The following is a 25,502-nucleotide window of genomic DNA, read 5'->3' as shown; positions in this document are numbered from 1 at the left end:
AACGCCCGGTGGAGTACACGTCCGGCGCCGCCTCCTGGCAGAAGGTCCTCCGGCGCGCGGTGGTCGGCCTGTTGCCGCGCCGGCCGCGGCAGCGCCGCCCGGGCTGGTCGATCGGCGTACCCCTGATCGCCGCCGCGGCCGGGCTCCTGTTCACCACGACCGCGACCACCGCCGGTGGCACCCCGCTGCGGGAGGACCGGCGTCCCCAGCTCACCCAGTTGATCGAGGACCGGCGCGAGGAGGTCGCGGCCAGCGAGGCGAAGGCCGCCCGGCTGCGCGCCGAGGTCGAGGAGCAGACCGGGGCCCTCGCGGGCGCCGACGGCCCGATCAAGGCGCAACGGGACCGGGCCGCGGCCAGCCGGCAGGCCGCCGGCTTCACGGCGCTCACCGGCAACGGCATCACCATCGAACTGAACGACGCGCCCCGGCGTGCCGACCAGCCCCTGCCCAAGGGCGCGAGCAACGACGACCTGGTGGTCCACCAGGGCGACGTCCAGGCCGTCGTGAACGCGCTCTGGGCGGGCGGCGCGGAGGCCATGTCAATCATGAATGTCCGCGTGCTCAGCACCAGCGCGGTACGCTGCGTCGGTAACACTCTGCTGCTGCACGGCCGGGTGTACTCCCCTCCTTTCAAGATCGTGGCAATCGGCGATCCCGCCGCCTTCCAGCGGGAACTCGCCGCGTCCAAGGGAGTCCGGTTGTTCAGGGAAGCCGTCGACCACTACCAGCTCGGCTACTCCGAGACCATCTCCACGGTCACGGTGCCGGCATTCGAGGACTCGACCGCGCTGCAGTCGGCGAAGGTCCTTAGGTGACACCGGACGACCACCGGGAGCGGGACGGGCGCCATCGCGACCAGAACGACGACCCGACCGCCTTCCTCCCGAAGCTCGACCGGCCGGCGCCCCCGCCGCCCGCGCCGCCGCCCTCCCCGCCGCTCGACCTGCCCTGGCCGGACCGGGCCGCGCCCCCCTCGGCGACCGACCAGCAGCCGGCCCGCCCGCGCCCGCACGCGGCCCCGCCACCGGCCTGGCCTGGCGACCGCAGTCGCCCCCCGGCCCCCGCCAGCCGACCGGTGTCACCGCCGCCCGCCGCGCCGCAGGGCCCAGTCGGGCCGCAGGGCAGAGTCGGGCCGCACAGCCCGGCCGCGCCACACAGCCCCACAGCGCCGCACAGCCCCGCAGCGCCGCATGCCCCCGCCGCGCCGCACGGCCCAGTCGGGCCGCGTGGTCCTGCCGCGCCGCACGGTCCTGCCGCGCCGCACGGCCCAGTCGGGCCGCACGGTCCTGTCGCGCCGCACGGCCCTGCCGCGGTGCGGCCGTCCAGTCCCGGTGATGCGCCGACCGCGTTCATCCCGCCGCTCGGCGATCGGCGCGAGCGCCCCGCGGCCGGGAACCCGGCCGAGCGGCCCGGCTGCGAGGCGGCCCGTCCGGCCGCGACCGGCCCGGCGGACCCGGGAGCGACCGCCGTGATCCCGGCCGTCAGCCGCCCGGCGGCCCGCTCGGCCGCGCTGGACTCCACCGCCCTGATGGGTGCCGTCCCCCCGGCCCCGGACACCGGGGACGGCGACCCGACCGACCCACCGGCCGAGCCGCCGCGGCCCCGCCGCGGCGAGCGGGTGGTGCAGCTCCGGCCGGAGCAGATCGGCGAGGGGTACAGGAGCGTCTACTCCGAGCTGACTCGGCCCACCGTCGGATCCCGGCTGCGGACGATCGTGCGGGGCACCGGCGAGGTGCTGATCACCTTCGGCCTGGTGGTGCTGCTCTTCGCCGGCTACGAGATCTGGGGCAAGTCGGTCATCGTCGACGCCCACCAGAACGACCTGAACAGCCAGCTCGCCCAGGAGTGGGGAGCGGACCCGACGGTCGGGCCGACCCCGTCCGCCGGCCCGAGCGTCAAACCGAAGCCGCCCGCCGAGGGCAAGCCGGTGGCCGGCCTCTACATCCCGAAGCTCGACAAGCACTGGGTGGTGGTCGAAGGCGTCACCCCCGACGACATCCGGTACGCGCCCGGCCACTACCCGAAGAGCGCGATGCCGGGCGAGGTGGGCAACTTCTCCGTCGCCGGCCACCGCATCCGGTCCACCTTCTGGCGGCTCGACGAGTTGAAGTCGGGCGACGCCATCGTGGTCGAGACCAAGACCGACTGGCTCGTCTACCGCGTCTACCAGCAGCAGATCGTGAAGCCGTACCAGGTCGAGGTCGTGGCGCCGGTGCCGGGCAAACCGAACGAGCCGCCCACCGAGAAGCTGCTGACGCTGACCACCTGCAACCCGAAGTTCGACAACTACCAGCGGCTGATCGTCCACGCGCGGCTCGACCACGTGCAGGCCAAGGTGGCGGGTCGCCCGGCGGAGCTGGAGGGCTGAGGCGTGTACGGCTGGATCTGGCGCAAGCTCCCCCTCGGGCTGCCCGGAAAGCTGATCGGCTCGGTGCTGCTGGCCGCCGCGACGGTGGCCCTGCTCTGGTTCGTGGTCTTCCCGTGGGCCGAGCCACTTCTGCCCTTCGACGACGTGCAGGTCACCCAGGACTCCGGCGTGCCGGGGGACGGCGGGCTCACCGAGCCGACCGAGCGGCCGTCCGAGGAGGAGATCCCGTACAGCACCGAGTCGAACAACGCCCCGCCCTCCACCCCGAGCAGGTGACCCGATGCGCGTCCTCGTAATCGACAACTACGACTCGTTCGTCTTCAACCTGGTGCAGTACCTCGGCCAGCTCGGCGTGGACTGCGAGGTGCGGCGCAACGACGAGATCGACGTGGCCGAGGTGGGCCGGGTGGGCGCCGCCGGGGTGCTGCTCTCGCCAGGACCGGGCAGCCCCGACCGGGCCGGCATCTGCCTGGACGTCGTCAAGGAGTACGCCGGCAAGCTCCCCCTGTTCGGGGTCTGCCTCGGTCACCAGGCCATCGGCGAGGCGTTCGGCGCGACCGTGACCCGGGCGCCGGAGCTGCTGCACGGCAAGACCTCCGAGGTACGCCACCAAGGCGTCGGAGTGCTCGCCGGCCTGCCCGACCCGTTCACGGCCACCCGCTACCACTCGCTCGCCGTGCTGCCCGAGACGCTGCCCGACGAGCTGGAGGTCACCGGCCGGACCGGCTCCGGCGTGGTCATGGCCATGCGGCACCGCACCCTGCCGATCGAGGGAGTCCAGTTCCACCCGGAGTCGGTGCTGACCGAGGGCGGGCACCTCATGCTGGCCAACTGGCTGGCCGTCTGCGGCTTCCCGGAGGCGCTGGAGCGGGCCCCGGAGCTGGCCGCCGAGGTCGACGCCCGGCGCCGGGCCGCGTTCGCCGCCGCCTGAGGCTCGTCCTACGCCAGATAGGCGAGGTGGCGGTGTCCGGTCGACCGGACACCGCCACCTCGCCTGTCTGGAGCCGTCGGGTCAGGGCTGGCTGAACCTCGTCGGCGGCGTGCTGTTCGGGAACGGGAATCCACCGCCGCCGCCGGTGCCAGGGGTGGTGGGCGTCGTGCCCGGCGACGGGGTGCCCGGGCTGGGGCTCTCGGTTTCCTCGGGGGCCGGGATGTCAACCTCGATGGTCACCGTCTCGCCCTTTGCCAGCTTGGTGCCGGCGCGCGGGTTCTGAGCGCTGACCTTGCCCGCCTGATCCGGGGGCACCTCGTTGCCCTCCCGGACGCGGACGCCGTAGCCGGCTTCCTTCAGCCGCTGCTCCGCCAGGTCCCGGGTGTAACCCTTGACGTTCGGCACCTCGTTCACGTTGCCCTTCGAAACCTCCAGGGTCACCGTGCTCCGCTCGGCCACCGAGCTGCCCTCGTCCGGGTCCAGGGCGACGACCTGGCCCTCCGGTGCGCCGCTGTTGACCTCCTTGCGGTTCACGACGAGGTTCAGGTCTTCGAGGCGGGCCTTGGCGCTGGTGTAGGTGCTGCCCTTGATGCCGGAGGGGATCGTCACCACCGGCTTCCCGCCGCAGATCTGGATCGTCACCGGGCTGTTCTTCGCCACCGACGCGCCGGACTGCGGGTTCTGGGCGGCCACCGTGTTCTTCGTGCAGTCGCTGTTGAGGATCGGATCCCCGATTGAGACGCGCAGCCCCGCCCGCTGGAGATCGGCGGTCGCCACCGCCTGGCTCTTGCCCTCCAGCGGCGGTACGGAGACCTTCTCGGCGCCGGTCTGGTTGAGCCAGAGCGCCGTGGCCAGGGCGATCACCGCCAGCACGCCGAGCGCCGCGAAGGTGGCGATCACCCAGGCCGAGCTCTTGCGCTTGCGGGCGTCGCCGACCCGGGCCGGGGGCTGCTCGCGGGTCTGCGGGCCCATCACCTGGGTCTGCTGGTAGCCGCCGGCGGCCCCAGCCGGCGCCATCGGCATGGTCTCCTCGGCCGGCATGACCGGGGTGGCCAGCACCGGCCGGCCGGCGGCGGCGCGGAGCAGGTCCGCCCGCATCTCGCCGGCGCTCTGGTAGCGGTTGAGCGGGTTCTTGGAGAGCGCCTTGAGGACGATGGCGTCCACGGCCGGGTTGACGTCCGGGTTGATGGTGCTCGGCGTGGGCGGCTGCTCCCGTACGTGCTGGTAGGCGACGCTGACCGGGCTGTCCCCGACGAACGGCGGGTGCCCGCAGAGCAGCTCGAACAGCACGCAGCCGGCCGCGTAGACGTCCGAGCGGGCGTCGACCGCCTCGCCGCGCGCCTGCTCCGGGGAGAGGTACTGCGCCGTGCCGATGACCGCGCTGGTCTGCGTCATGGTGGTGGCGCCGCTGGCCAGGGCCCGGGCGATGCCGAAGTCCATCACCTTGACCTGGCCGGTCTGGGTGAGCATCACGTTGCCGGGCTTGATGTCCCGGTGGATGATCCCGTGCCGGTGGCTGAACTCCAGCGCCGCGCACATGTCGGCACAGATCTCCAGCGCCCGGCGGGGCTGGAGCCGGCCCTCGGCGCCCAGCACCTCCTTGAGGGTCCGCCCGTTGACGAACTCCATGACGATGAAGGGCAGCGTCTCGCCGGTCGGGGCGGTCTCCTCGCCGGTGTCGTACACGGCGACGATGGCCGGGTGGTTCAGCGAGGCGGCGTTCTGCGCCTCCCGGCGGAACCGCATCTGGAAGGTCGCGTCCCGGGCAAGGTCGGCGCGGAGCATCTTGATCGCGACATCCCGACCGAGCCGGAGGTCACGACCGCGGTGCACCTCCGCCATGCCGCCGTAGCCGAGCAGCTCGCCGACCTGGTACCTGCCACCGAGCAGGCGGGCCTGCGCTGTCATCGCGTCTCTCGTCCTTCGCTCGTCGTCGTCTCGCCGGCAGCCGGCTGGAGCCGTACCCCACGACGGTACGACGTGGGAACCGCATAGTCGCCCCCGTGGGCCCGCACCGCGCCGGAGGTCACGCCCACCGGAGCAGGCAGACCGGGATCACCGGCCGCCGCGTCGTTCCGGATCCGGTAGGAAATCACGCCGGAGCAGACAAGGATCAGTACGGCCACCACGATGGCCAGCAGCCACCGCCCGGCGTGGGACCGGCGCGGCCTGGGCGCGACGGGCGGCGGGGCGTACCCGAGCGGGTTGTGCTGGCGGGGCGGTGGAACGGCCGCCGCGCCGCGCGGCGCCACCGGCGGGCGCGGCGGCGGGGCGGGCTGCGCCACGGCGGCCGGACGGGCCGCCGCCGGCGGGTGCGCGGCCACCGCGGGCGGGCGGGGCTGCGGCCGCGTGGCCGTGGGGACCTGCGCGCGAGCGGCCGGCGCGGCCGGGGAGGCGGGTACGCCGGAGATGGGGCGGCCGCCCCGCGCCTGCTGCGACAGGGCGAGCTTGGCCTGCCGGGCGACGCTCGCCAGGGCGGCGGCGCTGGGCCAGCGGGCCGCCGGGTCCTTCGCGAGGGCCCGCTCGACGATGGCCCGCACCTGGGGCGGGATGTCGGCGGGGAGCGGCCGGGGCGTCTCGCGCACGTGCTTCATGGCGATCTCGAGCGGGTTGTCCCCCTCGAAGGGCCGCCGGCCGGCCAGGCACTGGTACGCGACCACGCCGAGCGCGTAGACGTCGGAGGCGGGGGTGGCGACGGCGCCGGTGGCCTGCTCGGGCGAGATGTAGGAGGCGGTGCCCAGCACCGAGCCGGCGGCGGTGAGCTGGCCGACCAGGTCGGAGCGGGCGATGCCGAAGTCGGTGAGCACCAGCGTGCCGTTCGGCCGGACCAGGAGGTTGCCGGGCTTCACGTCGCGGTGCACGATGCCCTTCTCGTGCGCGGCGTGCAGGGCGTCGGCAGCCTGGGCCAGCAGGGCCATCGTGCGGGCCGGGGTGAGCCGGCCGACCCGGCTGAGCGTCGAGGAGAGCGCGTCGCCCTCCACGTACTCCATGACCAGGAAGGCGATCTGCTGGTCGCTGCCGAAGTCGTAGACGTCGACCACGCCGGGGTGGTTGATGGTGGCCATGGTGCGCGCCTCGCCGCGGAACCGCTCGGCGAAGCCCGGCTCGTCGAGCAGGGCGGGGAGCAGGCTCTTGACGGCGACGGTACGGCCCAGCACCTGGTCGGTGCCGCGCCAGACGTCGCCCATGCCACCGCTGGCGATCCGCTCGTCGAGGCGGTAGCGGTTGCCGAGCTGCACACCCGGGCTGAGCATGTCAGCGGCCTTCCATGATGGCCGCCGCCATGATCCGGCCGCCGATCCGGGCCGCCTCGGCGCTGCCGCCGCTGCCGGCCTGCTCCAGCTCCACGCACACCGCCGAGACCGGGGTGCCGTTCTTGTCCAGCGCGAAGCCGATGAACCAGCCGTGGTCCGGGGTGTTCGGGCCGGACTGGGCGGTGCCGGTCTTGCCGCCGACCGTGTAGCCCTCGATGGCGGCCTTCCGGCCGGTGCCCTCCTTCACCACGTTGACCATCATGTCCCGCAGGTCGGCCGCGACCGGACCGCTGACCGGCTGGCGCAGCTCACGCGGCTTGGCGGCGTCGTAGACCGTGGTGCGGTCCGGCCCGAGCAGCTGCTTGACCAGGTAGGGCCGCATCTGGCTGCCGCCGTTGGCGACCGTGGCGGCGATCAACGCACCCTGCAGCGGGGTCATCCGCACGTCGCGCTGGCCGATGGAGGACTGGGCCAGCGCGGCCGGGTCGGTGCCGCCGCCGGGCGCGGCCATCTCACCAGTGCGGCTGGCCGCCACCGGCAGGCCGCCGTCCTCGCCCGTCTCGCCGACGGTGAGGTCGTCCTGCTCGAAGCCGAACGCGCGGGCCTTCTCCTTGATCTTGTCCGCACCGAGCCGCAAGCCGAGCTGGGCGAAGCCGGTGTTGCACGACTCGGTCACCGCTTCGCGGAGAGTGACCTGGGGCTCCGGACAGATCGACGGGGCGGCGTTGCGGATCGGCGTGCCCGAGGTCGGCGGCGTGAAGCTGGGCCCGGCCGGGATCTCGGTCTGCTGGGTGACGCCGTTCTCCAGCGCCGCGGCGGCCACCACGATCTTGAAGGTGGAGCCGGGCGGCAGGGTCTCGGCGAGCGCCCGGTTCGCCAGCGGGCGGTCCTTGTCCTGCTCGAGCGCGTTGTGTGCCTTGGAGGCGGCGCCCGTGTCGTGGCTGGCCAGCGGATTCGGGTCGAAGCTCGGCATGGACACCAGGGCCTGCAGGGCCCCGGTCCGCGGATCGATGGCGATGGCCGCGCCCCGCTTGGCGCCGACCTGGTTGTCGTTGAGCTGCTTGTACGCCGTCTCCTGGGCCCGCTTCGACAGCGTCAGCAGCACGTTGCCGCCACCGGTCTGGTCACCGGTGAACATGTCCTTGATCCGGTTGGCGATGAGCTGGTCGCTGGTGCCGGCGAGGAAGTCGTTCTCCAGCCGCTCGATGCCCGTGTCGGCCAGGTTGACCGGCTTGTAGCCGAGCACGTGCGCGTACATGGCCCCACCGGGGTAGCTGCGCTGGAACTTCAGCTTCCCGCTGGTCTCCTTGCTGAGTGCGACCGCGGTGCCGCCGACCTCGATGTTGCCGCGCTTGCGCTCGTACTCGGCGACCTGGACCCGGCCGTTGTAGTCGCTGTTGCGGTATTCGTCGGCCTTGTAGGCCTGAATCCAGTTCAGGTTGGCGAAGAGCAGCCCGAACAGGATCATGACGACCACGCCGACGCGGCGCAGGGGGGCGTTCACGGCCGGATCACCTCCGTGGGGGCACCGTGCAGCTGCTCCGGCGGGCCACCCGACGGCCGGGCCGCCGGGCCGCCGCCCCCGGTCACCGGCCGGCGCGCGCCGTCGGAGACCCGGAGCAGCACCGCGATCAGCAGCCAGTTCGCCATCAGCGAGGAGCCACCGGCGGAGAGGAACGGCGTGGTCTGGCCGGTCAGCGGGATGAGCTTGCTGATCCCGCCGACGATGACGAAGACCTGGAGACCCAGGGTGAAGGCCAGGCCACCGGCGAGCAGCTTGCCGAACGAGTCCCGGACCGCCAGCGCGGCACGCAGCCCCCGCTCGACGATCAGCAGGTAGACCACCAGCAGCGCGGAGAGGCCGAACAGGCCGATCTCCTCACCGATGCCGGCGAAGATGAAGTCGGTCTGCACCTCGGGCAGCAGGGTCGGCTGACCGCCGCCCGGGCCGGCCCCGAACAGGCCGCCGGTGCCGAGCGTGAGCAGGCCCTGGACGAGCTGGTAGCCCCGGTCGTACGGCTCGGCGAAGGGGTCCAGCCAGATCTGCGCCCGATCGTAGAAGTTGGCGAACGGGCCACCCACCGTGCTGCCCAGCACGTACGCCAGGTAGGCGCCGCCGAAGAACAGGATGAGACCGATGAGCAGCCAGCTCACCCGTTCGGTGGCGATGTAGAGGGTCACCACGAACATGCCGAAGTAGAGCAGCGACGTGCCCAGGTCCTTCTCGAACACCAGGACCAGGATGCTGATCAGCCAGACCACGAGGACCGGGCCGAGGTCGCGGCCCCGCGGGAAGTCGATGCCGAGCACCCGCCGGCTGGCCAGCGAGAGCACCTCCCGCTTACGGACCAGGTAGTACGCGAAGAAGGTGAGCAGGGCCAGCTTGGCGAACTCACCGGGCTGGATCTGGAAGCCGCCGAGGCGGATCCAGAGCTTCGCCCCGTTGACCTCGGAGAACCGGCCCGGCAGCACCGCCGGGATCATCACCAGCACGATGCCGGCAAGCCCCAGGGTATACGCGTAGCGCGACAGCGAGCGGTGGTCCCGCATGATCGCCAGCAGGGCGGCGGCGAGGATCACCGCCCCCAGCGTCCAGGCGAGCTGGCGCCCGCCGGTGCCGGCGAAGATGGCCAGGCTCTCCCGCTGCTCGGGAGCGGCGTTGGCCAGGTCGTAGCGTCGCAGGAACCCCACGCCGATGCCGTTGAGCAGGGCCACGGCCGGCAGCAGCGCGGGGTCGGCGAACGGCGCCAGCCACCGGATCACCAGGTGCAGGCCCAGGAAGACCAGCCCCAGCGCGGCGGCCGGGATCCAGAAGTCCGGGGTGACGGTGTCCAGCACGTTGGCCTCGACCGTCGCCGCGTACGCCGCCACCAGGACCATGGCGAGCAGGAGCAGGGACAGCTCGGCGTTGCGCCGGGACCGGGCCAGGCGCACGCCGGGCTGCTCGCCCGTCGAGGCGGGCGAGGCGGCCGGTGCGGCGGCTGCGGTCACGGATGTGTCCTCGGGATCGAGCCGGTGCTCACTCGGGCGACCGGCAGCCGGTCGGGTCGACCGGCGAGACCGTGTCGGAGGGGACGGCGTCGGGCGTGGTGGTCGGCGTCGCTGTGGGCGTCGTGCCCGGGGTGGCCGTGGCCGAGGCCGGCGGGACGGCGCTGCCGCTGACCGCCGGGGCCAGCGAGCCGCCGGCCGCGGACGGGCTCGGGGTCGGCGAGACCGCACCTGGGGTCGGGCTGGGCGGGCACAGGGGCTTCAGGTTCGGGTTGGCCGGGTCGTCGCTGGTCAGCTCGGCCAGCCGGCGCTCGGCGTCCGGCTCGCTCCGCGCCTGGATGCCCTGCTTGACCTGCTCCTGGGCGGCCTGGGTGAGGTCGTCGAGCCGGGCGTCGCTGGTGGCGTGCACGTTGGACAGGTCGAGCCCGGCGACCTGGCCCGGGACCCCCCGGAACACGGCGAGCTGCCCGTCGTCGGTGGCGCCGACGTAGTACTGGCGCTGCGTGTAGTTCCATCCGCCGAACAGGCCGCCGCCGACGATGACCAGCAGCGCCAGCAGCATGGCCGCGGTGCGCAGCGGGTGCCGGCGGCGCCGCTCGGGCTCGTCGTCGCGGTTGTCCGTGGGTTCCTCCGGCGCGGGCGCGCGCGGAGCCGACAGCGCGGAGGCGCGGGCCGCCGGGGTGGAGACGTCGGCCGAGGTGGCCATCCCGCGGTCCCGGGCGGCGGCGCCGCCGACGATCGGGGACGCCTCGACGATGTCCTGGTCGGTGGCGTCGGCGATGATCACGGTGATGTTGTCCGGACCGCCACCGCGCAGGGCGAGCTGCACGAGGCGCTCGACGCACTGCTGCGGGTCGGTGTACTCCCGCATGGTGTCGGCGATGGTGTCCGCGCTGACCACGCCGGAGAGGCCGTCCGAGCAGATCAGGTAGCGGTCACCCGGGAGCACCTGCCGGACGCTGTATTCCGGGTCGATGTCCCGGCCGTCCAGGGCGCGGGTGAGCAGCGAGCGCTGAGGGTGGCTGCTCGCCTCCTCCGCGCTGATCCGGCCCTCGTCGACGAGCATCTGGACGTACGTGTCGTCCTTGGTGATCTGGGCGAACTCACCGTTGCGCAGGAGATAGGCCCGCGAGTCACCGATGTGGACCATGCCGAGCTTGCTGCCCGAGAAGAGGGTCGCGGTGAGCGTGGTGCCCATCCCCTCCAGCTGCGGGTTGGCGTCCACGGTGTCGCGGAGCTGTTGGTTGGCGGTGCCGACGGCGGAACGCAGCGCGTCGACGAGGGCGTCCCCAGGGACGTCCTCGTCCAGGGGCGCCATGGCACCGATGACGATGTTGCTGGCGACGTCACCGGCGGCCATGCCGCCCATGCCGTCGGCAACGGCAAGGAGCCGCGGTCCGGCGTAGACGGAATCCTGGTTCCCGTCTCGGATCAGACCGCGGTCACTGTGGGCCGCGTAGCGCAGGGTCAGAGTCATGGCCGTAATTCGAGGGAAGTGCGGCCGATCCGGATCGGCACGCCGAGGGGGACGGGGGTTGGTCCGGTGACCTTAGCGCGATCCAGGTAGGTGCCGTTAGTCGATCCGAGGTCCTCGACGAACCACTGCCCCTCGCGCGGCACGAGCCGGGCGTGCCGCGCCGAGGCGTAGTCGTCGGTGATCACCAGCGTGGAGTCCTCGGCCCGGCCGATGGTGATCTGAGCCTCGCCGAGGGTGATCCGGGTGCCGGCCAGCTGGCCGGCGGTGACCACCAGCTGGTGCGCCGCCCTGCCCCGCTTCACCTTCGCCGGCTTCGCCGGCTGCCCGGTCGAGGCCCCGACCGCGCGCGGCGCGGCCACCAGGCGGCCCGACCGGGCCCCCGCGAAGAGGTCCCGCCGGATCACGCCGACCACCGTGAACACGAAGATCCACAGCAGGATGAGGAACCCGAACCGGGCGACGGTGATGACGAGTTCCGGCAACGCGGGTCAGCCGTCCACGCGGAAGGTCAGGGTGGTCGTGCCGAGCTGGATCATGTCGCCCGGGTTGAGGGCGACCGCGGAGACGCGCTGGCCGTTGACCATCGTGCCGTTGGTGGAGCCGAGGTCGGTCAGCACGACCTGGCCGCCGTCGAAGTCCAGCCGGGCGTGGCGGCGGGAGATGCCGACGTCGGGCAGGCGCAGGTTGGCCTGGTCGCCGCGGCCGATCACCGTCGAGCCCATCTGGAGGGGGTAGGTGCGGCCGTCGCCGGAGACCAGGCGGACGTTGCGGCCGCCGCCGTGCCCCGGAGGCGGGCCGTAGCCGCCGCCCTGGTCGTAGGCCGGCGGGTAGGCCGGGCCGGCGTCGTAGCCGCCGGGCGCGGAGACCGGGGCGACGTCGCCGCCGGTGTAGACCTCCGCGGTGACCCGGAACATGCCGGTGTCCAGCCCCTCACCACGCTCGACCTCGACGATCACGTCGCCGTAGACCGTCCACGCCTGCTCGCCGATGAACTCCGCCTGCGACTGGGCCAGTTCCTGGGCCAGCGCGGCGGCGTACGGCGCCAGCCGACTGTGGTCGTACGGCGAGAGATCGATCACGTAGCGGTTGGGCACCAACGTGCGCCCACCGGCCAGGATCGCCTTGTGCGCCTCGGCCTCCCGCTGCATGGCGTTGAGGATCTCCACGGGGTGGACCACCCCTTTGAAGACCTTGGCAAAGGCCCCCTCGACCAGGCCTTCCAGACGCTTCTCGAAGCGTTGCAGCACGCTCACCGGCTCCTCCTCGGGTCCCGAGGCAATGATGGTATCCGGACACCGCCTCCGCAGCTCACACGCCGCTCGGCCGGCTGCCGGCGGCCCGTTCGTGACCAGCCCCGCGGACGTGCTAAAGTTTCGTCCGCCACGAACGGTGATCGCTCGTGGCGATGACCGGGAACAGCGTAATATGTCCGGGCACCCGCCGCAGACGGCGGGAGCGGGATGAGCTACGGTGTTGCAGGTCAGGCCACGGGGAAGTGGCGGAATGGCAGACGCGCACGGTTCAGGTCCGTGTGCCCGAAAGGGCGTGGGGGTTCAACTCCCCCCTTCCCCACCATCACGAGGGCTCCGCAATCAGCGGGGCCCTCGCGCCATATCGGGGCGTGCCGGACATCACGCTATGCTCCGGTGGTTTCCCTGCCCCCAATGGACCAGGAGTGGCGTGTGAGTGTCGCGTTGGTGACCGGTTCGGGCGGTCTGATCGGCTCCGAGGCGGCCCGGCACTTCGCCGGCCTCGGTCTCGACGTGGTCGGCATCGACAACGACATGCGCCGGTACTTCTTCGGCGAGGACGGTTCGACCGCCTGGAGCCTCGACCGCCTCGCCGGCGAGCTGGGCCGCTCCTACACCCACCACGCCGTGGACATCCGCGACCGGGACGCCCTGGAGCAGGTCTTCAAGAAGTACGGCTCGGACATCGCCGTGGTGATCCACAGCGCCGCCCAGCCGAGCCACGACTGGGCCGCCAAGGAGCCGTACACCGACTTCGACGTCAACGCCGGCGGCACCCTCAACGTGCTGGAGAACACCCGGCGGCACGCCATCGACGCGCCGTTCATCCACTGTTCGACCAACAAGGTCTACGGCGACCGCCCGAACACCCTGCCGCTGATCGAGCTGGAGACGCGCTACGAGCTGCCGGAGGACCACCCCTGGTACGACGGCATCACCGAGGACATGTCGATCGACGAGTCGCTGCACTCGATCTTCGGCGCCTCCAAGGTCGCCTCGGACGTGATGGTCCAGGAGTACGGCCGGTACTTCGACATGAAGACGGCCTGCTTCCGGGGCGGCACGCTGACCGGTCCGGCGCACTCCGCCGCCGAGCTGCACGGATTCCTGGCGTACCTGATGCGCTGCGTGATGGAGGGCCGGACGTACAACCTCTTCGGCTACAAGGGGAAGATGGTCCGGGACGCGATCCACTCGCGGGACGTGCTCACCGCGTTCGAGGCGTTCTTCCGCGAGCCGCGCTCGGCGCAGGTCTACAACCTCGGCGGGGGCCGGCACTCGAACACCTCGCACATCGAGGCGTTCCGGATCGCCGAGGAGATCACCGGCCGGGTGGCGAAGATCAACTACGTCGAGCAGGCCCGCACCGGCGACCACCAGTGGTACGTGAGCAGCATGGCCCGGTTCGAGGAGCACTACCCGAACTGGAAGATCACCTACGACGTGCCGATGATCCTCCGCGAGATCTACGAGGCGAACGTCGACAAGTGGGTGCCGAAGGCATGACCACCGGCACCAAGCGGAACGTGCTCGGCGTACTCGTCGACGCCACCGACTACGCCCGGGCGACCGAGGCCGTGGTGGCGGCTGCGCACGAGCGCCGTCCGCTGGCCCTCACCGCGCTGGCGGTGCACGGGGTGATGACCGGGGTGCTCGACCGGGCGCACAACGCCCGGCTCAACTCCTTCGACGTCGTCACGCCCGACGGGCAGCCGGTGCGCTGGGCGCTCAACCTGCTCCACGGCGCCGGCCTCACCGACCGGGTCTACGGGCCGGAGCTCACCCTCCGGGTGCTGGCCCGCTTCGCCGACGAGGGGCTGCCGGTCTACCTCTACGGCTCCACCGAGGCGACCCTGTCCCGCCTGGTCCCGGCCCTGGAGCGCAGGTTCCCGGCGCTGAAGATCGCCGGTGTCGAGCCGTCCAAGTTCCGGTCGCTCCAGCCGGGTGAGGACACCGAGATCGCCGACCGGATCAAGGCCAGCGGGGCCCGCCTCGTCCTGGTCGGGCTGGGCTGCCCCCGGCAGGAGATCTTCACGTACGCCATGCGGCCGCTGCTCGACATGCCGCTGATGGCCGTCGGCGCGGCGTTCGACTACCACGCCGGGCTGCTGCGCAACCCGCCGCCGTGGATGCAGCGCGCCGGCCTGGAGTGGTTCTGGCGGCTCGGCCTGGAGCCGAAGCGGCTCTGGCGCCGCTACGTCATCCTCAACCCGGCCTACCTGGCCCGGCTGGCCGCGCAGAAGACCGGCGTGTGGAAGGCCACCCCGCCGCCCCCGGCCACGGAACGCCTCACCACCTTCGACGTCTGAGCCCGCGACGACGTCCGGCGGCCACCCCGAGGGGGACCGCCGGACGCCGGTGGGAGAGGTTGGCTCAGGAGACGTTCACCCCCGTGTCGTCGATGACGAATGAGGTCTGCAGCGAGGAGTCCTCGGTGCCGGTGAACTTCAGGGTGACGGTCTGGCCGGCGTACGCGGCCAGGGAGAAGGACTTCTGGCTGTAGCCGCTGGCCTTGTTCAGGTTCGACCAGGTCCCGAGGGTGGCCAGCACGCTGCCGGAGGAGTTGAGCACCTGCACGGTCAGCTTGTCGTACTGGACGCTGCTGGTGGTCTCGGCCGAGTCGATGTGCAGCCAGAACGTGAAGGTGTAGGAGGTGCAGCCGGCCGGCAGGCTCACCGACTGCGACAGCGTGTCGGTGTGGGTGCTGCCGTAGCCGTCCAGCCACGCGTTCCACGTGCCGGTACGCGGCGGCTGCCCGGAGGAGCCGTACTGGCCGATCACACCCGAACTCGACGACCACACCGTGTTGCCCGACTCGAAGCCCGGGTTACCGAGCTTCTGACCCGCGCCCGTGCAGCCGCCGGCACCGGTGACGGTCAGTGAGTACGTCGCCGTCTTCGTGCCCGACGCCGCGGTGCCACTGATCGTCACCGGGTAGGTGCCGGCCGGGGTGCTCGCCGACGTGGTGATGGTGAGCGTGGACGAGCCGCCCGAGGTCACCGTCGGCGGGTTGAACGAGGCGGTGGCGCCGCCCGGCAGGCCGCTCGCGGAGAGGCTGACGGACTGGGCCGAGCCGTTGGTGGTGGCGGTGGCAACCGTGGCGGTCACCGAGCCGCCCGGCGCGGTCGAGCCGGAGGTGGGCGAGACCGAGACGGAGAAGTCGTTGGTGGGCGGCGGGGTCGTGCCGTTCGCCACGTAGAGCAGCCGGTTCGGCGTACCGGTGCCCACGTTGGTCACCACGTTCGGGGTGGCGTCGTTGACGAGGCTGTCCCGCACCTGCTGCGGGGTCCACGACGGGTTCGCCGAGAGCACGAGCGCCGCGGCGCCGGCCACGTGCGGCGACGCCATCGAGGTGCCGCTGATCGTGTTGGTGGCGGACGTGCCGGTGTACCAGGCCGAGGTGATGTTGACACCCGGCGCCAGGATGTCGACGCAGGTGCCGTAGTTGGAGAAGCTCGCGGCGGCGTCGTTGTTCTGCGTCGCCCCGACGGTGATCGCCGACGCGACCCGGGCCGGGGAGTAGTTGCAGGCGTTCTGCCGGTTGCCCAGGATGTCGCCGTTCCCGGCCGCCACGGCGTACGTGATGCCGGAGTTGATGGAGTTGGTGACCGCGGTGTCGATGGAGCTGTTGGCGGAGCCGCCGAGGCTCATGTTGGCCACGGCCGGCTTCACCGCGTTCGCCGTGACCCAGTCGATGCCCGACACGACCTGGGCGTTGGTGCCGCTGCCCTGGCAGTTGAGCACCCGGACGCCGACGATCTGGACGCCCTTCGCCACCCCGTACGACGAGCCGCCCACCGTGCCCGCGACGTGCGTGCCGTGGCCGTTGCAGTCGTCGGCGGAGCCGCCGTCCACCGCGTCGAAGCCGGAGACGGCCCGGCCGCCGAAGTCGTTGTGCCCGAAGAGCACGCCGGTGTCGATGATGTAGGCGCGCACGTTGCCGGCGGTGTTCGGGTAGGTGTAGGAGCTGTTCAGGGGCAGGTTCCGCTGGTCGATCCGGTCCAGGCCCCAGGAGGGCGGGTTCGTCTGGGTGCCGGCGATGGTGACCGTGTGGTTCTGTTCGACGTACGCCACGGCGGGGTCGGCCGCGATCCGCGCGGCGGCCGTCGCGCCGACGTTGACTTCGAAGCCGCGCAGCGCGGCGCGCCAGGTGCGGGCGACGGTGCCGCCGTGCCGGGCGGTGAGCCGGTGGGCGGTCTCGGCGACCCGGCTCGGGGCGACGGCGCTGTCCTTCAGGACGACGAGGTAGCTGTCGGCCACCGCGGTGGGACCACCGGCGGCGCGGATGGTGCCGGTGGGTTCGGCGGCCGAGGCGGGTGACGCGGCCGCGAGCATGGTCAGGGCGGCCATTCCGACGAGTACGGACCTGTCTGGGAGACCCATCTCCCTACCTCCCTCCGACCGGCACAGGACCGTCCGCCCGGTGAGGCGCAGGCGAATCGACGCTGACCGATCGTTAAGAGGCTAGGTCAGCAGTGGGAACACTGTGAAGATTCCGGATCGGCCATAACGCCGGCAGGATGACCCCTACGGGAGGGCGTACGGGAGGAACCGGGGTGCCGCCCCGGATTCGGTACCCGTCGATCCGGACCAGGCTGGCACCATGGACGAGCCTCTCACCGTGCTGATCCCCGTCGCCGCCGTCTGGGTGGCCGCCAGTGTGGTGGCGGACGGGCTGCCCCGGCTGGACCGCGCCCGCGCGCTGCGACGGCGTACCGGCTGGTTGTCCGCCCTGGTCCTCGCCGGCCTGGCGCTGACCGCGGCCGTCCTCGCGGTGGGCCTGCAGAGCGCCGGCGCCACGGCGCTCGACCGGGCCGCCGCCGGGCTCACCCTCGCGGCGGCTCCGGCGCTGGCCGTCGCGGTCTGCACGGTACGGCGGGTCCGCTGGCTGCGGGCCGGCGCGGGCGCGTTCGCCGCCGCGCCGGACACCCCGGCCCCGCACGGGCTGCGGGCCGCCGCGGCGCACCCGCTGATCGTGCTGCCGCTCCAGGTGACCGCCCTGGCGGCGGTCGGCGCGGTGCTACCGGCCACGGGCGTCGACCTGTTCGCGACGCCGGCTGTCGCCGGACCCGCGATCACCGTCGCGGTGCTCGGTGTGATCGCGATCGGGGTACGCCATGCCCTGCGGCACAACCGCCTCGCCGAGCGGGCACTGCCGCCGGCCGCCACGGTGTCAGCGCGGGCGGGCCGTCCCCTGCACGTATAGCAGTTCCAGGATCGCCCGGGTCGCCTCGAACCAGCGGTCGAGCCAGCCGGGCGGAGGGACACTGCCCTTCGGCGGCAACTCCATGAGCAGCCCGCGCAGCAGCGGATGGTCCACGAGGGACTCCGGCTGCTCCATGGGCCAGCCGGTCGGCGGGAAGGACGGCTCGGTCAGCGGGTTCGGGTCGAGCGACGGCAGGGAGAGCGGCGGCCCGGCCTGGTCCGGTGCGGCCGTGTCGCGGCCGCCGATCTCGGTGTCGCCCGAGCCCACCTCGGTGAGGACGCTGTCGCGGCGTGCCCCGCGGTACTTGCCACCGAACCGCTCGGGCTTGCCCGGGCCGTTGGTCAGATTCTCCGAACCGATCGTCGTCATCCGTCTCGCCTGCCTCGCTCGGTTGCCGATCTGTGCGGTTCAACGAGGCGGAGCGGAACTGGCGACGGGGTGCCCGCACCCGGCCGGGCGCGAACGAAATGGTCCCGCCCGGCGACGTTGCCGGGCGGGACCACGTTCGGAAAGGGCGCGGCGCCGGATCATTTCCCGGCGAACGCACCGCCCCGTGCGCCGGCGACGAAGGCGTGCCAGTCACCGGGGGCGAAGACCAGGGCCGGGCCCGTCCTGTCCTTCGAGTCCCGGACGCCGACCGCCCCGGTCACGTACGCGACCTCCACGCAGTTGTCACAGTTCGGCCCGCTCTTCGAGCTCTTAACCCACGTCGCCTGCGTCAGGTCCACGGGGAACTCCTTGGTCGCCATTTCCACAACGGCTCCTCTGCAAGTTTTGCGATGTGTGCGATGGATTCCTCCGGGCGAATGGCCGCCGCGCGAATGTGATCGAAGATGAAGCTGTACTTCTGTAGTTCGTCGCTCTTCTCGAGGAAGAGCCCACCCGTGGCGTTCTCCGCGTACACGACATCGGGATCACTCGGTTCGGGGAAGCTGAGGATCGTGAAGGTGCCGTCCATGCCGGCGTGCGCGCCCACCTCGAAGGGCAGGACCTGCAACGTCACGTTCGGCAGTTCGGCAATCTCCACCAACCGTTTGAGCTGGCCACGCATCACCGCGTCGCCGCCAACCGGCCGGCTCAGCACCGCCTCATCGAGCACCACCCACAGATCGACCGGATCGTCCTGGGTCAACAACGACTGACGGCCCAGTCGGACACGCACCCGCTGATCGACCTGTTCGGCGGTGAAGTCCGGCCGAGCGGCCCGGATCATCGCCCCCGCGTACTCCTCGGTCTCCAGCAGGCCCGGCACGACCTGCTGTTCATAGGCCCGGATCGAGCTGGCCGCCGCCTCCAGTCCCACGTACGCCCCGACCAGCACCGTGCTGTACGGATGCCACCAGCCCTTCTGCCGGGCCTCGCGGGCGATCTGCACCAGCTCGTCGCTCTCGGCGCCGACCACCCCGTAGATGCGGAGCATGTCCCGGACGTCCCGCGGGGTCGCCGTGGTGTGGCCGGTCTCGATACGGGAGATCTTGGAGGCCGAGCACTCCAACTGCTCGGCGACCGTCTCGATGGTGATGCCGGCGGCTTCACGCTGGCGGCGGAGTTCCGCCCCCAGGCGCCGACGCCGGATGGTCGGGCTGCGCCGCTCGCTCACGGCGACACCCCACGGGTCGATGGACGGGGATTCCCACTCCTCGCGCGCACCCGGCTACCTCCGGTCGGTCGCGCCCGGTTGGACGCCCGCCGGGGCGCGACCGGCGTACGGCGGGCGAGCGTTCGCGGCAGGGGGTGGTGCCGGTCATCGACCGGCCGCGACGGGCGAAACCGGCGTCCAGTGTGCCGCCCCGGGACCTGAGGCTTCAAGCGTCCCGTTCACGTGTCGTGCTCGCGTATCGGCAAAAGTCGACGTGCAACTTGCATGAAGCACGTCGCTGATGCACTCTGTCGGTATGGCACGGGTTACTCACCGTCTTCGCATGATCTCCGGGCGTGGTCGCACCACGGGCCGCGGGACGGCGGGAGGGGAGCCGTCCCGCGCCCTGCGACCTGCCCCGGGATGAAGACCCCGCCGCTGCACGTCAGCTTGGCTGTGGCGGCGGGAGCGGTAACCGGGAGCAGCCGGGTGATGGTCGGGTGGCGGTCCGCCACCGCGGGTACGGCCCGACCAGCACCGACCCACTGATCCGCCGGTCCACGAGGTAGATCCCCCGTCACCGGACCGACCCGTCCCCCCGATCAGACTCGCCGGCCCGCCCGCCGGCCGATCCTTCCCAGGAGCCCATGTGCTTCCCCGCTCCGGTGACGTACTGCACGTGACTCGCGCCGCGAGTGTCCAGTTCCTCCGACCGATCATGTTCCGGGTGATCCGGGTGCTCGACGTGCCGACCTACGACGGTTGGCTCTGGCTCGACGGCTACGAGTTGAACGCGGCGGGGGACGCGGTCAACCGGCGGTCGATCTTCGTACAGCAGGAGGGGTTGCGGCACTTCCAGGCCGCGCCGGCCCCGCGTCCGCACACCGTCCGGACGGCCCGTCGTCCGGTGTCCCGGACCCCGGTCCGGGTCGGCTGACCTCACGTTTCCCAATCGGGGGGCGTGCCGCCGCCATAGAATCGGTACGCCCACCCCGGCAACGCTCCACCCCGCGCGCTCCGGACCCTGAACCTGGGATGGTCATGGTCAATCTGCCCGCCGCGCGGCGGCACCACCGGTCCCGTATCAGCTACGCCCTCGGACTCCTCGTGTTCCTCGGCGCCGCGACCGCACTCGCGCTCGTGGTCCGCCACCCCGCCTTCTCCGCGACCCAGGAGTTGACGGAGCCGGTCCCGGCTCCGGAGATCACCGTGGCCGGGGAGGGCAACCGGCCGGCAACCGACCCGGACGACGAGCCCGACTGGGTCGACCCACCGGTGGCCGGTGCGCGGGGCGGCGCCGACGCGTCGTCCATTCCCGACCAGGCCGCGGGCGGCGCCGGGGCCGGCGAGGCCGCGCTCGCCGAGCGCCCGTCGGCCGCCACCGACCTCAGCCGGTCGCTGTTCTACTCCGGCCTGCTCGGCCTCGCCATCTCACTGGCCGGGCTGGGCCTGGTCGGCACCAGACGTCGCCAGTGGTGAAGGCTCAGGGCGTGGCGGTGGCCGTCGGCGGGGCCGCCGAGGTGGGGGCGGCGGTCGTCGGATCCGCGGCCCGGGCCACCACGATGCTCACCCGGTCCCCCTCGGCGACCGGCTCGCCGGCCTCGGGGTCGGTGTCGATCACCGTCCCGGCCGGCTGGTCCGACGTTCGGTACCGCACCCGGTAGTCCACGCCCAGCCGGTCGAGTGCCGCGCGGGCGGCGGACTCCGGCAGCCCCACGAGCGGGGGCATCGGCACCTCGGCGGCCGCCGTCGTGGTCGGCGGGCTGCTCGGCGGCGAACTGCTGGGCGCGGCCGTGGTCGGCGTGGCGCTGGTCTGCGGGGCGGTGCTCGGCACGGCCGAGGGCGACCGGCCCGGCTCGGCGTCGCGGTCCGCCGCCCGGAGGGCGAGCCAGACACCCAGGGCGATCAACGCGATGAGCAGCAACGCGAGGACGCCCAGCAGGATCGGCATCCACCACCGACGACCCGCCTGCTCCTCGGTGTACCACTCGCCGCCAGGCTCCGGATAGCCGGCCGGCCGCGGTGGCGGCACCCCGGCGCGCCCGGACCAGGCGGGGCTGACCGGCTGCTGGGGGCTCGTGGCGTCGACCGGTCGGCCCGCTGCGGCACCGCCCTCCCCGCGGGGCAGCGGCCGGGTCGCGTCACCGGCCGGCTCCCGCGGCATCGCGCGGGTGGCGTCGGCATCCTCGGGCACGGCGGGGCGCTCGGGCGGCAGTGCGCGGGTGGCGTCCGGGTCGGCGCCACTCCGGTCGGGGGGCAGCGCCCTGGTCGCGTCCGGGTCCTCGGCGGGTGGCTCCTGGCGGTCGTCGCTCATCGCACGTCCTTTCCCCACCGGGGCAGGGCGGCCTGGCCCTCGATCGTCCACGGTAGCGGTCCGCCACACCACCGGCGGGCATCAGCGCGCCGGGCCGCCCGTCACGGCGCGGGCAGCAGGCTGGCGGTCGGCGTGGTGGCGGGCTCGTCGCCGCAGGCGAGGGTGACCGGGTCGTTCCACCGGGCCGTGCTGCCGGGGACCGGGTCCTGCGCGGTGACCGGACCCTCGCGTCCGGTGCGGTAGCGCGGGTAAAGGCCGGCGGCCACCAGGTCGTCCGCCGCATCGGCACAGCCCTGGGCGAGCAGGTCGGGCACGGCGACGGCGGGCGCCGGGCCGGCGACCCACAGGGTGACCGTGACGCCACGCTTCACCGGCGTGCCGGGAGTGGGCGAGGTGCGCTCGACGGTACGGCCGGAGCCGCCGCCGAACACCAACCGCCAGCCGAGCCGGCGGTCCCGCAGCTCCTGCCGGGCCTGCTCGAAGTCGGTGCCCACGAGTTGCGGCACGGTCAGGCCGGCGGGGGTGGTGGTGCGCGTACCGGTCGGCCGGTCGGCGGCGGTGCTCGCCGGAGCGGCGGTCGGCGTGGTGGCGTCGACGGCAGGTGTGGTGGGGCCGGCGACGGGCGGTGGGGTGGGCCGGTCCGGCTCCCCGGCCAGGACCCAGCCGCCGCTCGCCCCGATCACCGCGAGCAGGACCGCCGCCAGGCCGCCGCCGAGGAGCAGCCGGGTCCGGTCAGGCCCCGGTTCCTCGCGTCCCGCGGGCTGCCGGTCCGGGTAACCCTCGTGCGTCATCCTGTCCCCCGCCTCAGTCACCGGCGACCGTATCGGGCGCCGCCAAGCCGCTCGCGGGCGATCCGGCCTCCGCCAGCACTCGCCGCGTCGACCTTGGGACGCTACGCTCCCCGGCATGGCCAGACGGGGCTGGGGAGGATCGACCGCCGCCGCACTCGGCGTCGCCGCCGGTGCGGGTGCCGCGCAGCTCGGCTTCGGCTACGGGCTGGGCATCATCAACTGGGCGCCGGCCGGCGCCGCCCGGATCGACGCGACCTGGGTGGCCAGTCTCGCCTGGGCAACCTGGATCTCCGCGACCTCGGTGATCGCGGGCGCGGTCTGCGCGCAGCGGCTGCGCGGTGCGGACGACGACGGGCCGGCCGGCAGCCTGCCGCGGCTCGGGCTGGCGCTGGCCGCCGGGGCGGGCGCGTTGATCACCGTACTGCTGGTGGCCGTGCCGGCCCGGGCCGCCCGGGTGCCGGACACGTCCTCCCCGCAGGCCGTGGCCGCCGGATACGCGGCCGCCGGGCTGGTGCTCGGGGTGCTCCTCGCGACGTGGGCGCTGCACACCCGGGCCGCCGCCACGAACCTCATCGCCACCACCGGCTGGCTCTGGCTGCTCGCCGTGGTGTCGGTGGTCGACGGGGTGCTCTCCGGCCGCGGCCTCAGCACCGCGCAGCTCGGCATCTGGCAGATCAGCGCCGACAGTGGCCGGTTCTGGATCCGGGACTACTTCTACTGGCCGGGTGCGCTGCTCTCGCTCGGTTCGGCCCTGGTGATCGGGCTGCTGGCCGCCCGGCGGGCGGTCCGCGCCCCCGAGCGACGGGTCGGGGCGGCGGCCTCCGGAGCGGCCGGCCCGCTGCTGGTCGCACTGGCCTACCTGCTCGCCGTGCCGAGGCTCGCCGGTATCGCGGCCGAGCAGGTGTCGGCCCACCTGATCGCCCCGTACGCGGTGATCGCCGGGATCGGTGGCTCGGTCCTGGTGGCCGCGCTCGCCCAGCGGGCCGACCGCCGCGCCGCCGAGCGGACCGAGGCCGCCGACGAGCGGCCCGATGCCGCCGACGTCCGCCTGCCCCGTCAGCGCACCGGGGAGGCGGACCGACTCCACAGTGACGGGTACGACCCGCTCACCGCCCCGCCCCGGGAACCGGCAACCGGTCCGGCGGACGCCGCCGGCGCGGCGCCCGCCCCGGAACGGCCGGCCCGCCGGTTCTTCGGCCGGCGCGCGTCCGGACCGGCCGTGCCGAGCGCCGGGCCCGGCGAGGCCGGACCGGCCGGGGCCACGTCGGACGACCCGCTCGGCGAGCAGGCCACCGCCCCGGGGCGCCGGCCGACGCCGACGGATCCGTTGCCCGGTGGGGCGGCGGCCGGTGGCACGAGCGTCGTGGCGGATCCGGGCACGGCACCGGAGCGCGGTGCCGGCCGGCGTGGCCGGGCCGTACCGCCCCAGCGGAGGCCGGAGTCCAGCTCGCCGGTCAGCACCGACCCGGTACCGCCGGACTCGACCCGCGACGAGCCCCAGCCGGCAGGACCTGCGACGGCGGAGCGGGCTCCGGGGAGCGGGCCGACCGCGCCCACCACCGGACCGAAGGCGCGCCGCGGCCGCTGAGCGTGACGCCATCTCGCCGATCTGGCGGTGTGGACGGGTGCCCTCGGCGACCTGGGGGTCGGTGGGCGGGTCAGTCGACCGGCCAGGTGTGCACGGGTTCGTTGGCCCGTTGCAGTTCGGCGTAGCGCTGGACCATGTGGTGCAGCGCGGCTTCCCGGTCCATGCCGCGGTGCCGCTCGGCCGCCCACACCGTCTCGGTCTGCCAGACCGCGCCGTTGCGGCCCGTGCGGCAGCGCTCCTCGATCACCCCGAGGAGGCGGTCCCGCTCGGCCGGGGCGACGCCGAACCGGTCCAGTCCCTGCGCCGCGGTGGGCAGCAGCGTGTCGAGGACGAGCGTGGTGACCGGCACGTCGCCGAGCCGGGGCCAGTGCAGCACGGCGTTGATGCCGCGCCGGGCGGCGGCGTGGAAGTTCTCCTCGGCCGAACTGAAGGTGAGCTGGCTCCAGATCGGCCGGTCCGCCTCGGCGAGACCGCGGGCCAGGCCGAAGTAGAAGGCCGCGTTGGCCAGCATGTCGACCACGGTCGGCCCCGCCGGCAGCACGCGGTTCTCCACGCGCAGGTGCGGGCGGCCGTCCATGATGTCGTAGACCGGCCGATTCCACCGGTAGACGGTGCCGTTGTGCAGCCGCAGCTCGCCGAGCTGGGGCACCCCGCCGGCGTGCAGTACCTCGACCGGGTCCTCGTCCTCGCAGATGGGCAGCAGGGGCGGGAAGTAGCGGACGTTCTCCTCGAACAGGTCGAAGATCGAGGTGATCCAGCGCTCGCCGAACCAGACCCGGGGGCGTACGCCCTGGGCCTTCAGCTCGTCCGGGCGGGTGTCGGTGGCCTGCTCGAACAGCGCGATCCGGGTCTCCGCCCAGAGCTGCCGGCCGTAGAGGAACGGCGAGTTGGCGCCGATCGCCACCTGCACGCCGGCGATGGCCTGCGAGGCGTTCCAGTAGTCGGCGAAGCTGTCCGGCGCGACCTGGAGGTGGAACTGCAGGCTGGTGCAGGCGGCCTCGGGCGCGATCGAGTCGGTGTGCGTACGCAGCCGCTCGACGCCGCGGATGTCCAGCTCGATGTCCTCGCCCCGGGCCCCGACGATCTGGTCGTTGAGCACCCGGTAGCGCTCGTTGGTGGAGAGGTTGTCGGCGACCAGGTGCCGCTCGGTGAGGGTGGGCAGGATGCCGACCATCACGATCTTGGCGTCGGACTTGGCGGCGCGCTCGTCGGCGCGGGTCAGGCTGCTGCGCAGGTCCTTCGCGTAGTCGGCGAAGCCGGTCCCCTCGATGAGCCGGGGCGAGGCGTTCAGCTCCAGGTTGAACTGCCCCAGCTCGGTCTGGAAGAGCGGGTCGGCGATGTCGGCCAGGATCTGGTCGTTGCGCATGGCCGGCTCGGCGGCCGCGTCGACCAGGTTGAGTTCGATCTCCAGCCCGGTCATCGGCCGGTCGGCGTCGAAGCCGAAGTCGTCCAGCATCAACGCGAAGACGTCCAGGCATCGCCGGACCTTCTGCCGGTAGCGGACCCGATCCTCCCGGGAGAAGGCGCCCTGCTCGACGTCTCTGCCCATCTGTCCTCCCGGCGCCGGGGCCACGGAACCGTACGGTTCCGCAACGCATTGTGAACCATTCACGTTGAGTGCGTAAGAGCGCCCGGGCCGCCGGACCGGAGGCCGGGCGCAGGTCTGCACTCCTACCCACCCGGCCGCCACCGCACCGCCGTCGACCTGCGAACAACACGTGACAATTCGCACCCGGCCCGGCGTACGACGAACGGG

The 25,502-nt window shown here is 73.1% G+C and carries 24 protein-coding genes and 1 tRNA gene; 11 read left to right on the top strand and 14 right to left on the bottom strand.

The window, feature by feature from the left end; all coding sequences use genetic code 11:
* Window positions 1–8: 8 nt before the first annotated feature.
* From GCE86_RS25950 to GCE86_RS25935, 4 genes are read left to right on the top strand one after another with little or no spacing between them, the layout of a single operon-like run.
* Window positions 9–815 (top strand): DUF881 domain-containing protein, encoded by an 807-nt coding sequence (locus GCE86_RS25950; protein ID WP_154229331.1) that lies wholly within the window; start codon window positions 9–11, stop codon window positions 813–815.
* A complete protein-coding gene (locus tag GCE86_RS32220; protein ID WP_167537075.1) occupies window positions 812–2,368 on the top strand; it encodes a class E sortase in 1,557 nt (518 codons plus the stop codon). Before GCE86_RS25950 ends, GCE86_RS32220 begins: the two co-directional genes overlap by 4 nt.
* Before the next feature lie 3 nt (window positions 2,369–2,371).
* Window positions 2,372–2,644: a hypothetical protein gene (locus tag GCE86_RS25940; RefSeq protein WP_091264681.1), complete on the top strand. Its 273-nt coding sequence runs from the start codon at window positions 2,372–2,374 to the stop codon at window positions 2,642–2,644.
* Window positions 2,645–2,648: 4 nt separating this feature from the next.
* Complete coding sequence (locus GCE86_RS25935; RefSeq protein WP_154229330.1) at window positions 2,649–3,299, top strand: aminodeoxychorismate/anthranilate synthase component II; 651 nt, start codon at window positions 2,649–2,651, stop codon at window positions 3,297–3,299.
* A gap of 81 nt (window positions 3,300–3,380) precedes the next feature.
* Here GCE86_RS25935 and pknB read toward each other — a convergent pair whose 3' ends face one another.
* From pknB to GCE86_RS25900, 7 genes are all read right to left on the bottom strand, one after another.
* Window positions 3,381–5,207 carry a Stk1 family PASTA domain-containing Ser/Thr kinase gene (gene pknB, locus GCE86_RS25930; protein WP_154229329.1) on the bottom strand — a complete coding sequence of 609 codons (1,827 nt, stop codon included), beginning with the start codon at window positions 5,205–5,207 and terminating at the stop codon, window positions 3,381–3,383.
* The gene (locus GCE86_RS25925; protein ID WP_154229328.1) at window positions 5,204–6,553 is read right to left on the bottom strand and encodes a serine/threonine-protein kinase; all 1,350 of its coding nucleotides are present in this window, start codon (window positions 6,551–6,553) and stop codon (window positions 5,204–5,206) included. The genes pknB and GCE86_RS25925 overlap by 4 nt, the downstream gene beginning before the upstream one ends.
* 1 nt (window position 6,554) lies before the next feature.
* Complete coding sequence (locus GCE86_RS25920; RefSeq protein ID WP_154229327.1) at window positions 6,555–8,057, bottom strand: peptidoglycan D,D-transpeptidase FtsI family protein; 1,503 nt, start codon at window positions 8,055–8,057, stop codon at window positions 6,555–6,557.
* Window positions 8,054–9,487 (bottom strand): FtsW/RodA/SpoVE family cell cycle protein, encoded by a 1,434-nt coding sequence (locus GCE86_RS25915; protein ID WP_208818142.1) that lies wholly within the window; start codon window positions 9,485–9,487, stop codon window positions 8,054–8,056. Before GCE86_RS25915 ends, GCE86_RS25920 begins: the two co-directional genes overlap by 4 nt.
* 85 nt (window positions 9,488–9,572) lie before the next feature.
* On the bottom strand, window positions 9,573–11,018 hold the full coding sequence (locus tag GCE86_RS25910) for a PP2C family protein-serine/threonine phosphatase (protein ID WP_154229325.1): 1,446 nt from the start codon (window positions 11,016–11,018) through the stop codon (window positions 9,573–9,575).
* On the bottom strand, window positions 11,015–11,500 hold the full coding sequence (locus tag GCE86_RS25905; RefSeq protein WP_091264705.1) for an FHA domain-containing protein FhaB/FipA: 486 nt from the start codon (window positions 11,498–11,500) through the stop codon (window positions 11,015–11,017). Before GCE86_RS25905 ends, GCE86_RS25910 begins: the two co-directional genes overlap by 4 nt.
* Window positions 11,501–11,506: 6 nt before the next feature.
* Window positions 11,507–12,298 (bottom strand): FhaA domain-containing protein, encoded by a 792-nt coding sequence (locus GCE86_RS25900; protein ID WP_154229324.1) that lies wholly within the window; start codon window positions 12,296–12,298, stop codon window positions 11,507–11,509.
* A 209-nt stretch (window positions 12,299–12,507) separates the two neighbouring features.
* Here GCE86_RS25900 and GCE86_RS25895 point away from each other — a divergent pair.
* The 3 genes from GCE86_RS25895 (at window position 12,508) to GCE86_RS25885 (ending at window position 14,577) form a co-directional block, all read left to right on the top strand.
* Window positions 12,508–12,593: transfer RNA gene (locus tag GCE86_RS25895), tRNA-Leu, on the top strand.
* 107 nt (window positions 12,594–12,700) lie between these two features.
* Entirely contained in the window at window positions 12,701–13,774 is a 1,074-nt protein-coding gene (locus tag GCE86_RS25890) for an NAD-dependent epimerase/dehydratase family protein (protein WP_154229323.1), read from the top strand.
* Window positions 13,771–14,577 (top strand): WecB/TagA/CpsF family glycosyltransferase, encoded by an 807-nt coding sequence (locus tag GCE86_RS25885; protein ID WP_154229322.1) that lies wholly within the window; start codon window positions 13,771–13,773, stop codon window positions 14,575–14,577. Before GCE86_RS25890 ends, GCE86_RS25885 begins: the two co-directional genes overlap by 4 nt.
* A 64-nt stretch (window positions 14,578–14,641) precedes the next feature.
* Here GCE86_RS25885 and GCE86_RS32520 read toward each other — a convergent pair whose 3' ends face one another.
* Window positions 14,642–16,651: a S8 family peptidase gene (locus GCE86_RS32520; protein ID WP_154229321.1), complete on the bottom strand. Its 2,010-nt coding sequence runs from the start codon at window positions 16,649–16,651 to the stop codon at window positions 14,642–14,644.
* Window positions 16,652–16,871: 220 nt separating this feature from the next.
* On the opposite strand from GCE86_RS32520, the gene GCE86_RS25875 reads away from it, so the two are divergent.
* On the top strand, window positions 16,872–17,474 hold the full coding sequence (locus tag GCE86_RS25875; protein WP_154229320.1) for a hypothetical protein: 603 nt from the start codon (window positions 16,872–16,874) through the stop codon (window positions 17,472–17,474).
* Here the strand turns inward: GCE86_RS25875 and GCE86_RS25870 are convergent.
* From GCE86_RS25870 to GCE86_RS25860, 3 genes are all read right to left on the bottom strand, one after another.
* Window positions 17,442–17,843, bottom strand: coding sequence for a hypothetical protein (locus GCE86_RS25870; RefSeq protein WP_154229319.1), 402 nt, complete (start codon window positions 17,841–17,843; stop codon window positions 17,442–17,444). The two genes, GCE86_RS25875 and GCE86_RS25870, sit on opposite strands and share 33 nt — an antisense overlap.
* Window positions 17,844–18,001: 158 nt before the next feature.
* A complete protein-coding gene (locus GCE86_RS25865) occupies window positions 18,002–18,223 on the bottom strand; it encodes a DUF397 domain-containing protein (protein WP_154229318.1) in 222 nt (73 codons plus the stop codon).
* The gene (locus tag GCE86_RS25860; protein WP_154229317.1) at window positions 18,193–19,074 is read right to left on the bottom strand and encodes a helix-turn-helix domain-containing protein; all 882 of its coding nucleotides are present in this window, start codon (window positions 19,072–19,074) and stop codon (window positions 18,193–18,195) included. Before GCE86_RS25860 ends, GCE86_RS25865 begins: the two co-directional genes overlap by 31 nt.
* Window positions 19,075–19,702: 628 nt before the next feature.
* Between GCE86_RS25860 and GCE86_RS25855 the strand changes: the two genes are divergently transcribed.
* Together GCE86_RS25855 and GCE86_RS25850 are read left to right on the top strand one after the other, a co-directional pair.
* Complete coding sequence (locus GCE86_RS25855; RefSeq protein ID WP_154229316.1) at window positions 19,703–19,990, top strand: hypothetical protein; 288 nt, start codon at window positions 19,703–19,705, stop codon at window positions 19,988–19,990.
* 98 nt (window positions 19,991–20,088) lie between these two features.
* Entirely contained in the window at window positions 20,089–20,532 is a 444-nt protein-coding gene (locus GCE86_RS25850; protein ID WP_154229315.1) for a hypothetical protein, read from the top strand.
* Window positions 20,533–20,536: 4 nt separating this feature from the next.
* Here GCE86_RS25850 and GCE86_RS25845 read toward each other — a convergent pair whose 3' ends face one another.
* Both GCE86_RS25845 and GCE86_RS25840 read right to left on the bottom strand, forming a co-directional pair.
* A complete protein-coding gene (locus GCE86_RS25845) occupies window positions 20,537–21,367 on the bottom strand; it encodes a PASTA domain-containing protein (protein ID WP_154229314.1) in 831 nt (276 codons plus the stop codon).
* Window positions 21,368–21,468: 101 nt separating this feature from the next.
* Window positions 21,469–22,158, bottom strand: a complete 690-nt coding sequence (locus tag GCE86_RS25840) for a PASTA domain-containing protein (protein ID WP_154229313.1) — start codon at window positions 22,156–22,158, stop codon at window positions 21,469–21,471.
* 115 nt (window positions 22,159–22,273) lie between these two features.
* Between GCE86_RS25840 and GCE86_RS32650 the strand changes: the two genes are divergently transcribed.
* Window positions 22,274–23,746, top strand: a complete 1,473-nt coding sequence (locus GCE86_RS32650; RefSeq protein ID WP_239542960.1) for a hypothetical protein — start codon at window positions 22,274–22,276, stop codon at window positions 23,744–23,746.
* Between the two features lie 70 nt (window positions 23,747–23,816).
* Here GCE86_RS32650 and GCE86_RS25830 read toward each other — a convergent pair whose 3' ends face one another.
* The gene (locus GCE86_RS25830) at window positions 23,817–25,295 is read right to left on the bottom strand and encodes a glutamate-cysteine ligase family protein (protein ID WP_154229312.1); all 1,479 of its coding nucleotides are present in this window, start codon (window positions 25,293–25,295) and stop codon (window positions 23,817–23,819) included.
* Window positions 25,296–25,502 lie beyond the last annotated feature (207 nt).

This window comes from Micromonospora terminaliae (genome assembly GCF_009671205.1).
GTDB classification, from domain to species: Bacteria; Actinomycetota; Actinomycetes; order Mycobacteriales; family Micromonosporaceae; genus Micromonospora; species Micromonospora terminaliae.
The sequence above is the reverse complement of the archived record's forward strand: the minus strand, read 5'-3'. Positions and strand labels throughout refer to the sequence as shown.